We start from the raw sequence: 8,132 nt of genomic DNA, 5'->3' as shown, positions 1-8,132 counted from the left end.
ACGATCACCAGGACGGTGCCGAACTTCGCGGTCAGCTTGTCGAAGACGGCCCGCAGCTTCGGCTCGCTGTTGGGCAGTTGCTTGTCGAAGACCTTCTTCCCGGCCGGGGTGAGTCCGTGGCCGTGGTGAGCACTCTTGCCGACGTCCAGGCCCAGGAACACGCCCACGTCTTCGGTCTCGAACATCGCGCCCCTCCCAAGGGGTGTTGACGGTGCCGGCCTCGGCATCGGTGTCGTACTCGCGCATCCACGTTATGCAGACCTGCCGCCCGCGAGCTGTCCGGCATTGCGCCGGACCGGACGGTGGCCGGACCTCTCATCAGCGTCTCCGACGGCACCTCCCGGGCCCGGTGACACCACCCCCCAGGTCATGCCTTCGACAGGGGGCAACAGTCATGCCGGGCCCGGAGGCCAGCGGCCCTCTTGCAGGACCGCGGAAAACATAACGGGGTCAGCGCGCGGGTGGAGTGGTAGGCGGAGGCGAGCGTCACCTGTGCGGTGCCGAGCGCGGCGATCCGCGCGGGGGCCTCCGGGTCCCCGTTGACGTCCCAGGGGTAGACGAACGCCGACGCCTTCACTGGCCCTCCTCGAGCAGCGCGAGTCCCCGCTCGATCAGTTGAGCGAGCTGCTTGACATGATCCCCCGCGGGTTCGTGCAGCGGGGGCCGCACCTCCCCCACGTTCAGGCCGCGCATCCGTACGCCGGCCTTGACGAGGGAGACGGCGTAGCCGGCGCCCTTGGCGCGCAGTTCGACGAACGGCCGGTAGAAGCCGTCGATCAGCCGGTTCGCGGTGGCCTCGTCGCCGGTACGGAAGGCGGTGTGGCAGGCGAGGGCGAGCTCGGGCACGAAGCAGAACACCGCGGACGAGTACAGGGTGATGCCGAGGCCCCGGTAGGCGGACTGGGTGAGCTCGGCGGTGGGCAGCCCGTTGAAGTAGAGGAAGTCCCCGGGGCCCGCCACGCGTACGGCGCTGACGGTCCGCTGCATCAGGTCGAGGTCGCCGTGGCCGTCCTTGAGGCCGATGATCCCGTCGGTGCGGGCCAGTCCCACGACGGTCTCCGGCGTGAAGACGGCGTTGTCGCGCTGGTAGACGATCACGGGCAGGGAGGTGGCCGCGGCGATCTCCCCGTAGTGCCGCAGCAGTCCCTCCTGTCCTGCTTTGACCAGGTACGGCGGCATGGCGAGCAGCCCGTCGGCCCCGGCGCGCTCGGCGAGCCGGGCATGGCGGACCGCGAGCGCGGTGCCGTAGCCGGCGCCCGCGACGACCGGTACGCGTCCCTCCGTGGCCTCCACCGCGGCCCGTACACAGCTCTCGAACTCCTCCGGCGTCAGCGCGTGAACTCACCGGTCCCGCAGGCGGCGAACACCGCGGCGGCCCCGGCCTCCACTCCGCGCCGCACATGGAGCCGGTAGGTGTCGAGGTCGACGGCGCCGTCCGGCCCGTACGCGGTGACCGGGAAGAACAACGGCCCGCTGGGGACTTCGAGTCGGGCGGCGAGAGGGGCTGAGGTCACAAGCTCTCCCTGGTCCATATTCTTGATTTACGTCCATATTTCTGAACGACCCCACGCTAAGGCGCCCCGGGGACGCCGGTCAAGCACCATGTCGCGCCCCACACCAGCCAATTCCGACGTTCCCCCGGGAAGTCGCGCGGGAGTCGCGGGATACTTGACGGGCCACACCCCACCTCCTTAGCGTGTCCATGAATATGAATGCCGTGCGCCCATATGCACGAGCGGCCCGGCCGGCGCCGCAAGGAGACCCGAGGATGCCCGCTCCCCGCACCGTTCTGCTCACCGGCGCCGCAGGCGGCCTCGGCACCCTGATGCGGGACCTGCTCCCCGAGTACGGCTACACGCTGCGCCTGCTCGACCTGCACCCGGTCGACGGCGAGCCCGACTCGATCGTCGCGGACCTCGCCGACGGGGACGCCGTGCGCGACGCGGTCCGCGGCGTCGACGCGATCGTCCACCTCGCGGGCATCTCGCTCGAAGCGTCCTTCGGCAAGATCCTCAGGGCCAACATCGAAGGCACCTACAACCTGTACGAGGCCGCCCGCGAGGAGGGGGTGGAGCGCGTCGTCTTCGCCTCCTCCAACCACGCCGTCGGCTACACCCCGCGCCCCCGGGGCGACGACCCCCTCATCGGCATCGACACACCACGCCGCCCGGACACCTTCTACGGCCTGTCCAAGTGCTTCGGCGAGGACCTCGCCCAGCTCTACTGGGACAAGCACGGACTGGAGACCGTCTCCGTGCGCATCGGCTCCTGCTTCCCCGAGCCGACCAGCGTGCGCATGCTCTCGCTGTGGATGAGCCCCGCCGACGGCGCCCGCCTCTTCCACGCGGCGCTGACCGCCGAGAACGTCGGGCACACCGTGGTCCACGGCTCCTCCGCCAACACCCGGCTGTGGTGGGACCTCAGTGCCGCGCGGGCGCTCGGCTACGAACCGCGGGACGACTCCGAGCCGTACGCCGGGAAGCTGATCGCCGAGCAGGGCGAGCCGGCCCCGGACGACCCGGCGCACGCCTGCCTGGGCGGCCACTTCGTCACCGACCCGCCCCTCTGGCCGTACTGACCCCTCGACACGGCTCAATCACGACCCTCACACGAGCGGACGGGCACCGAACGGGCCCGTCCGCTCCCGCATTCGGGCATCCGTGCTGCCCGAAGTCACGTCCACGCCTGCGGTCATGCAGGTCGAAGACGGGCAAGCAGCACGCCAAACGGGCACAACCGGGCAGCATCGGATCCGTAACAGGCCTGTTCAGCTCGTGAGCACCGCTGTACAACTTGCCCCATGGACGCCACCGGGCCCGAACGGGCAGCTCCGCTCGGCCGGACGGAGGCGATCAGGCAAGGAAGACCGTACGGAAGCGGGTGGCGGCGATGACGACGTCCAGAACGGCGAAGACCGCCGAGGAACGCCAGCGTGAGATCGTTCTCCTGGCCCGGGCCACCGGCTCGGTCGAGGTCACCGCGCTCGCCGCCGATCTGGGCGTGGCCAGGGAAACCGTCCGGCGGGACCTGCGCGTCCTGGAGGACCACGGACTGCTCCGCCGCACCCACGGCGGCGCCTGCCCGGTGGAGAGCGCCGGCTTCGAGACGACGCTCGCCTTCCGCGCCACCAGCCACGTCCCCGAGAAGCGCAGGATCGCGGCCGCGGCGGCCGAGCTGCTCGGGGACGCGGAGACGGTCTTCGTCGACGAGGGCTTCACCCCGCAGCTCATCGCCGAGGCCCTGCCCCGCGACCGGGCCCTGACCGTGGTCACCGCCAGCCTGCCCACCGCCGGTGCCCTGGCCGAGACCGAGAACGTCTCCGTCCTGCTGCTCGGCGGCCGGGTCCGTTCCGGCACGCTGGCCACCGTCGACCACTGGACCACGAAGATGCTCGCCGGATTCGTCATCGACCTGGCGTACGTCGGCGCCAACGGCATCTCCCGCGAACACGGCCTGACCACCCCCGACCCGGCGGTCAGCGAGGTGAAGGCGCAGGCCATCCGGTCGGCACGACGGACCGTCTTCGCGGGGGTGCACACCAAGTTCGGCGCGGTCAGCTTCTGCCGCTTCGCCGAGATCGGCGCGCTGGAGGCGATCGTCACCAGCACCCTGCTCCCCGCCTCCGAAGCCCACCGCCACTCCCTGCTCGGCCCCCAGGTCATCCGCGTCTGACGACCGGGGTGCCCCGGTGCACCACCACGTCCCCGCAACCCACGTTTCCGCAGCACCGGGTCCGCCACCCACCGCGGGCCCGCACAACCCCACAGCTCCCGCTTTGTCCCCATACGACCAGGAGTACCGCATGCGAACCAAGAGCCGGCACATACCCCGTTCCCTCTTCGCCGTCGCCGCGTCAGCCGCGCTGATCACTCCGCTCGCCGCCTGTTCGGGCGCCGGCGGGTCCGGATCGTCCGACGGCCGTTCCATCAACGTCCTGATGGTGAACAACCCGCAGATGGTCGAGTTGCAGAAGCTCACCGCCGACAACTTCACCAAGGACACCGGCATCAAGGTGAACTTCACGGTGCTGCCGGAGAACGATGTCAGAGACAAGATCAGCCAGGACTTCGCCAACCAGGCCGGCCAGTACGACGTCGCGACCCTCAGCAACTACGAGATCCCGATCTACGCCAAGAACGGCTGGCTCCACTCCCTGGACTCGTACGTCAAGGGCGACAAGGCCTTCGACCAGGACGACATCCTGCCCCCGATGACCAAGGCACTCACCGCCGAGGACGGCAAGCTCTACGGTGAGCCGTTCTACGGCGAGTCCTCCTTCCTGATGTACCGCAAGGACGTCCTGGAGAAGGAGGGGCTGAAGATGCCCGAGAAGCCCACCTGGACCCAGGTCGCCGACCTGGCCGCGAAGGTGGACGGCTCGAGCGCCGGGATGAAGGGCATCTGCCTGCGCGGCCTGCCCGGCTGGGGCGAGGTGACGGCCCCGCTCACCACGGTCGTCAACACCTTCGGCGGCACCTGGTTCGACAAGGACTGGACCGCTCGCCTGGACTCCGAGGAGTTCAAGGAGGCCACGAAGTTCTACGTCGACCTGGTCCGTGAGCACGGCGAGGCCGGTGCGGCCCAGTCCGGCTACGCCGAGTGCCTGAACAACATGACCCAGGGCAAGACCGCCATGTGGTACGACGCCACGGCCGGCGCCGGCTCCCTGGAGGCCGACGGCTCCCCGGTCAAGGGCAAGATCGGCTACGTGCCCGCGCCGGTCGAGAAGACCGACAGCTCCGGCTGGCTCTACACCTGGGCGTGGGGCATCCAGAAGTCGTCCGACAACGCCGAGGACGCCTGGAAGTTCATCTCGTGGGCGTCCGGCAAGGAGTACGAGAAGCTCGTCGGCGAGAAGATCGGCTGGTCGAACGTGCCGGCCGGCAAGCGCGCCTCGACCTACGACATCCCGGAGTACCGCGAGCAGGCCGCCGCCTTCGCCGACGTCACCCGCGACGCCATCGCGAACGCCAAGCCGGAGGACCCGGGCGTGCAGCCCCGGCCCGCGCCCGGCATCCAGTTCGTCGGCATCCCCGAGTTCACCGACCTCGGCACCAAGTTCTCCCAGGAGATCAGCTCCGCCATCGCCGGCCGCCAGCCGGTGGACGACGCGCTGGCCAAGGCCCAGAAGCTCGCCGAGGCCGTCGCCGAGAAGTACGAGGCGTCATGACGCTGACGAAGACCGACCGGGTCGCCGCCGCTCCCGAGAGAGCGGCGGCCCCGCCGCCGAACCGCATGCGCGCCTGGGCCACCCGGGCGCCTCTGCTGCCCGCGCTGATCTTCATGATCGTCGTGACGCAGCTGCCCTTCGTGGCCACGCTGGTGATCTCGTTCTTCGACTGGAACGCGCTCTACCCGGACGACCGCACGTTCGCCGGATTCTCCAACTACGGCGATGTGCTGAGCGACCCCGCCCTGCGGAAGTCGATCTGGACGACCATCCTGCTCACGGTCACCGTGGTGCTCGTCAGCCTGCTCCTCGGACTGCTCCTCGCCCTGCTGCTGGACCGCCGCTTCCGCGGCCGGGCCGCGGTGCGCACCATGCTCATCGCCCCGTTCCTGCTGGTGCCGGTGGCCGCCGCGCTGCTGTGGAAGCACGTGCTGTTCAACCCCGAGTACGGCCTGTTCAACGGCATCCTGCACGCGATCGGCGGGGTCGGGGCCGCGCAGCCGGACTGGATCTCCGAGATGCCGCTGATGGCGGTGGAGGCCTCGCTGATCTGGCAGTGGACGCCGTTCATGATGCTGATCCTGCTCGCCGGACTACAGAGCCGCGACTCCCAGCTGATCGAGGCCGCCCGGATGGACGGCGCGAGCGACTGGCAGGTGTTCGTCCACATCACGCTGCCGCATCTGCGCCGCTATCTCGAACTGGGCGTGCTGCTCGGCTCCATCTACATCGTGCAGAACTTCGACGCGGTGTTCACCATCACCTCCGGCGGACTGGGCACCGCCAACCTGCCGTACACGATCTACCAGACCTTCTACCAGGCCCACGAGAACGGTCTCGCCTCCGCGGCCGGCGTCATCGTCGTGATCGGCTCGATCATCCTGGCGACCTTCGCGCTGCGCGTCGTGTCGTCGCTGTTCCGTGAGGAGGTGTCCCGCTGATGGCCACCGTCGCCACCACCACCGCGACCGCTCCGGTCCGCCGGCCCGGCCGGCCCGGCGGCAGGCTCCGGGCGAGCGCCCTGGGCATCGTCGCCTGGCTGGCCGGTCTCGCCTTCGTGGCACCCCTGCTGTGGATGGTCCTCACGTCCTTCCACTCCGAGGCCGACGCGGCGACCAACCCGCCCTCGGTGACCGCCCCACTGACGCTCGACAGCTACCGCGAGTTCTTCGGGCTGACCGGCGGCGCCAGCCCCTGGCCCGCGATGATCAACTCCATGACCGCCTCCGTGGTCTCCACGCTGCTGACGCTGCTCCTGGCCGTGCCCGCCGCGTACGCGCTGTCCATCCGGCCGGTGAAGAAGTGGACCGACGTCCTGTTCTTCTTCCTCTCCACCAAGATGCTGCCGCTGGTGGCCGGCCTGCTGCCCATCTACCTCTTCGCGAAGAACACCGGCCTGCTCGACAACATCTGGGCGCTGGTCATCCTCTACACGGCGATGAATCTGCCGATCGCGGTGTGGATGATGCAGTCCTTCCTCGCCGAGGTGCCGGTCTCGATCATCGAGGCGGCCCAGATCGACGGGGCGCGACTCCCGACGGTCCTGGGGCGCGTGGTCGCCCCGATCGCCCTGCCCGGCATCGCGGCGACGGCGCTGATCTGCTTCATCTTCAGCTGGAACGAACTGCTGTTCGCCCGGGTACTGACGGGTGTGGTCGCCGAGACCGCCCCCGTCTTCCTCACCGGCTTCATCACCAGCCAGGGCCTGTTCCTGGCCAAGGTGTGCGCCGCCTCGCTCGTCATCTCCCTGCCGGTGCTCGCCGCGGGGTTCGCCGCCCAGGACAAACTCGTCCAGGGCCTGTCGTTGGGAGCCGTGAAATGAAGGCCGCCGTCATCGAGTCCGTGGGCAAGGCCGTCCTCGCCGAGGTCCCGGACCCGACGCCAGGGCCCCGCGACGTCGTCGTCGAGGTCGCGGCCTGCGGACTGTGCGGCACCGATCTGCACATCCTCCAGGGCGAGTTCGCCCCCGAACTGCCGATCGTGCCCGGTCACGAGTTCGCCGGCGAGGTCGTCGGCATCGGCTCCCGGGTCACGGAGTTGGCGCTCGGTGACCAGGTGGCGGTGGACCCCTCCCTGTACTGCCACGAGTGCCGCTACTGCCGCGTCGGCCACAACAACATGTGCGAGCGGTGGGCGGCGATCGGCGTCACCACGGCGGGGGGCGCCGCCCAGTACGCGGTGGCACCGGTGGCGAACTGCGTGAAGCTCCCCGAGCACGTCCGCACGCAGGACGCGGCGCTGATCGAGCCGCTGTCGTGTGCGGTGCGCGGCTACGACGTGCTCCAGTCGCGCCTCGGCGCGCACGTCCTGATCTACGGCTCCGGGACCATGGGGCTGATGATGCTGGAGCTGGCCAAGCGGACCGGGGCGGCGAGCGTGGACATGGTGGACCTGAACCCGGCTCGGCTGGAGACGGCGCGGCGGCTGGGGGTCTCCGCGTCGGCGGCGAACCCGGACGAACTCGACCGGCCGCAGGGGTGGGACCTGGTGATCGACGCGACGGGGAACGCGGCGGCGATCCAGGACGGGCTGGAGCGGGTGGCGAAGGCCGGCACCTTCCTGCAGTTCGGGGTCGCGGACTACGCGACCCGGGTGCAGATCGACCCGTACCGGATCTACAACCAGGAGATCACGATCACGGGGTCGATGGCCGTACTGCACAGCTACGAGCGGGCGGCGGAGCTGTTCGCCGGGGGTGTGCTGGATCCGGACGTCTTCATCAGCGACCGCCTCCCCCTCGACCAGTACCCCAGGGCTCTGGAGCAGTTCGCGGCGGGCGTGGGCCGGAAGATCGTGGTGGTCCCCTGACCTCTCGGCCCACCGCTCCGGGTGAGGGGCGGACACGTTCCGGGGCCCGGGGGCGAAGCCGCTGAGCCGGGGCCCGGGGGCGAAGCCGCTGAGCCGGGGCGAGGAGGGCGAAGCCGCTGAGCCGGGGCGAGGAGGGCGAAGCCGCTGAGCCGGG

At 70.0% G+C, this 8,132-nt stretch carries 8 protein-coding genes and 1 pseudogene; 6 read left to right on the top strand and 3 right to left on the bottom strand.

What is annotated here, in order from left to right; translation table 11 throughout:
• The 3 genes and pseudogenes from B9S61_RS29720 to B9S61_RS29710 form a co-directional block, all read right to left on the bottom strand.
• On the bottom strand, window positions 1-185 hold a 185-nt coding region (locus tag B9S61_RS29720), incomplete at its 3' end, for a transposase (RefSeq protein ID WP_146064863.1).
• Between the two features lie 182 nt (window positions 186-367).
• The gene (locus B9S61_RS29715) at window positions 368-577 is read right to left on the bottom strand and encodes a hypothetical protein (protein WP_103545008.1); all 210 of its coding nucleotides are present in this window, start codon (window positions 575-577) and stop codon (window positions 368-370) included.
• Window positions 574-1,532 (bottom strand): annotated as a pseudogene (locus tag B9S61_RS29710) (5-dehydro-4-deoxyglucarate dehydratase). The gene B9S61_RS29715 and the pseudogene B9S61_RS29710 overlap by 4 nt, the downstream one beginning before the upstream one ends.
• 236 nt (window positions 1,533-1,768) lie before the next feature.
• On the opposite strand from B9S61_RS29710, the gene B9S61_RS29705 reads away from it, so the two are divergent.
• The 6 genes from B9S61_RS29705 to B9S61_RS29680 all read left to right on the top strand — a co-directional run bounded on the left by B9S61_RS29705 (window position 1,769) and on the right by B9S61_RS29680 (window position 7,978).
• Window positions 1,769-2,578 (top strand): NAD(P)-dependent oxidoreductase, encoded by an 810-nt coding sequence (locus tag B9S61_RS29705; protein ID WP_103545007.1) that lies wholly within the window; start codon window positions 1,769-1,771, stop codon window positions 2,576-2,578.
• 311 nt (window positions 2,579-2,889) lie between these two features.
• Entirely contained in the window at window positions 2,890-3,672 is a 783-nt protein-coding gene (locus B9S61_RS29700) for a DeoR/GlpR family DNA-binding transcription regulator (protein WP_103545006.1), read from the top strand.
• A 130-nt stretch (window positions 3,673-3,802) separates the two neighbouring features.
• Window positions 3,803-5,170, top strand: a complete 1,368-nt coding sequence (locus B9S61_RS29695; protein ID WP_103545005.1) for a sugar ABC transporter substrate-binding protein — start codon at window positions 3,803-3,805, stop codon at window positions 5,168-5,170.
• Window positions 5,167-6,111, top strand: a complete 945-nt coding sequence (locus B9S61_RS29690; RefSeq protein ID WP_103545004.1) for a carbohydrate ABC transporter permease — start codon at window positions 5,167-5,169, stop codon at window positions 6,109-6,111. Before B9S61_RS29695 ends, B9S61_RS29690 begins: the two co-directional genes overlap by 4 nt.
• Complete coding sequence (locus B9S61_RS29685) at window positions 6,111-6,992, top strand: carbohydrate ABC transporter permease (RefSeq protein ID WP_103545003.1); 882 nt, start codon at window positions 6,111-6,113, stop codon at window positions 6,990-6,992. Before B9S61_RS29690 ends, B9S61_RS29685 begins: the two co-directional genes overlap by 1 nt.
• Complete coding sequence (locus tag B9S61_RS29680) at window positions 6,989-7,978, top strand: zinc-dependent alcohol dehydrogenase family protein (RefSeq protein ID WP_103545002.1); 990 nt, start codon at window positions 6,989-6,991, stop codon at window positions 7,976-7,978. The genes B9S61_RS29685 and B9S61_RS29680 overlap by 4 nt, the downstream gene beginning before the upstream one ends.
• The last annotated feature ends 154 nt before the right edge of the window (window positions 7,979-8,132 follow it).

Source organism: Streptomyces sp. SM1, from assembly GCF_002910825.1.
Classification (GTDB): Bacteria; Actinomycetota; Actinomycetes; order Streptomycetales; family Streptomycetaceae; genus Streptomyces; species Streptomyces okerensis.
Note: the sequence above shows the minus strand (reverse complement) of the source record. Positions and strands in the feature narration are given on the sequence as shown.

Coding starts and splice junctions, on each gene's coding strand:
- B9S61_RS29705 (WP_103545007.1), top strand. CDS start 1,769: ATGCCCGCTCCCCGCACCGTTCTGCTCACCGGCGCCGCAGGCGGCCTC.
- B9S61_RS29690 (WP_103545004.1), top strand. CDS start 5,167: ATGACGCTGACGAAGACCGACCGGGTCGCCGCCGCTCCCGAGAGAGCG.
- B9S61_RS29700 (WP_103545006.1), top strand. CDS start 2,890: ATGACGACGTCCAGAACGGCGAAGACCGCCGAGGAACGCCAGCGTGAG.
- B9S61_RS29685 (WP_103545003.1), top strand. CDS start 6,111: ATGGCCACCGTCGCCACCACCACCGCGACCGCTCCGGTCCGCCGGCCC.
- B9S61_RS29695 (WP_103545005.1), top strand. CDS start 3,803: ATGCGAACCAAGAGCCGGCACATACCCCGTTCCCTCTTCGCCGTCGCC.
- B9S61_RS29680 (WP_103545002.1), top strand. CDS start 6,989: ATGAAGGCCGCCGTCATCGAGTCCGTGGGCAAGGCCGTCCTCGCCGAG.